Origin of the sequence: Pseudomaricurvus hydrocarbonicus (assembly GCF_011602365.1) — a bacterium.
Lineage (GTDB): Bacteria > Pseudomonadota > Gammaproteobacteria > Pseudomonadales > Cellvibrionaceae > Pseudomaricurvus > Pseudomaricurvus hydrocarbonicus.
Genome location: NZ_JAAONZ010000045.1, coordinates 1 through 1,681 on the forward strand (window position 1 = coordinate 1; position 1,681 = coordinate 1,681).

Genomic DNA, 1,681 nt, shown 5'->3' on the forward strand with positions numbered 1-1,681 from the left:
CACCGCCAGGGAGCGGCTGCAAGCTCACCGCACCGAACCCTCCTGTGCCGGATGCCACAAAATCATGGACCCGCTGGGTCTGACGCTGGAAAATTTTGACGGTCTGGGCACCTATCGCACCGCTGAAAATAACGCGGTGATCGACGCCAGCGGCTCGCTTGATGGCATTGACTTCAACGATGCCCAGGGGCTGGGGCAGGCGCTGCACGACCACCCGGAAACCCCGCGCTGTCTGGTGGAAAAAATGTATCGCTATGCGGTTGGACGAGACACGGTGTGGGATGAGCGTTACTACATGGACTATCTGATTGCACGCTTTCAGGCAGACGGTTATCGCGTACCCGAGTTGATGCGCACGATTGCGCTGAGCAAAAACTTCTTTGCCATCGCCACCCAAGTGACTGATGTGCACGCCACCAGCAGCCACCACCAGCTCGATAACACACAAAAGTTCGACAACACACAACCCCTCGACCACACACAACCGCTCGACAACAAACAATCGCAAGAGGTGAGTCGGATATGAGTAAGCTAACTCGCAGAACATTATTACGAGGCGCGATGCGAGGTGCCTCGGTCGGCGTCGCGCTGCCGCTGCTCAACTGTTTTCTGAGCGACAGTGGCCAAGCCTTTGCCGATACCGGGCAGCGCATACCCACGCGTTTTGGCACCTGGGTTTGGGGTTGCGGTTTCATTCCTGAAAAGTGGGTTCCAACCACAACCGGTTCCGGCTATATCCTGCCCGAGCACTTGGCCCCCCTGGAACCCTATCGCGATAAGCTGGCGATCTTCAGCGGTTTCGATGTCAAATTGGACGGTGTGCCGAACAAGCCTCACATCACCGGTTGTCTGGGCTTGAGAACGGGCATTCCGGTACCGGATACCAATGTCAAGGCGCCCACGCTCGATGTGTTGATCGGCGATGTCATTGGGCGTGACACCCGCTTTCGCTCCATTGAAATCAGCACGTCCGGCATTCAGCGCTCGTATTCCTACCGGGCCGCGGGGGCTCCCAACCCCAGCGAAGTATCACCCTTGGCGCTGTATCAACGCCTGTTTGGCGAGGGCTTTCAGGACCCCAATGCCACCACCCAATTCTCACCGGACCCCAATTACATGGTGCGCAAAAGCGTGTTGTCGGCGGTCGCTGAGGATCGTCAACGCCTGATGCGCAGTGTCGGGGCCGAAGACCGTCACCGGCTGGAAGAATATTTCACCTCCATTCGCCAGCTCGAACAACAACTGGCGCTGCAACTGCAGCCGCCGGCGCCGGTGAAAAATTTTGTCATGCCCGAGCCGCCAGCGGAAACCTCGCTGGATTCTGAAATGGGCAACGTCATGGCCAACCACAAACTGATGGCGGGATTATTGGCCAAAGCCTTACAGTGCAACCAGACCCGGGTGTTCAATGTGCTGTTGTCAGACACCACCTCGAACCTGCGTCGACCCGGACAAACCACCACGCACCACACGTTAACGCACGAGGAACCCATCGATCCCGAGTTGGGCTATCAACGGCAAGTGGGGTGGTTTGCTCAAAAGAGCATGATTGCCTGGCGGGAATTTCTCGACGAGGTGTCGGCCATCCCTGAAGGCGACGGTACACTGCTGGACAATTGTCTGATCCTGGCACACTCGGACTGCTCGATTGCCCAGGCCCATGCGGTTGAGGGGATTCCCA

Annotated in this window: 2 protein-coding genes; both read left to right on the forward strand. The window is 57.8% G+C overall.

Annotated features, from left to right (window positions below):
- Positions 1 to 526 (forward strand): DUF1588 domain-containing protein (locus G8770_RS23750; RefSeq protein WP_167192538.1); only part of this gene is annotated, 526 nt, incomplete at its 5' end.
- Positions 523 to 1,681: DUF1552 domain-containing protein (locus tag G8770_RS23755; RefSeq protein WP_167192539.1), on the forward strand; the 1,159-nt coding region annotated here is incomplete at its 3' end. The genes G8770_RS23750 and G8770_RS23755, both read left to right, overlap by 4 nt.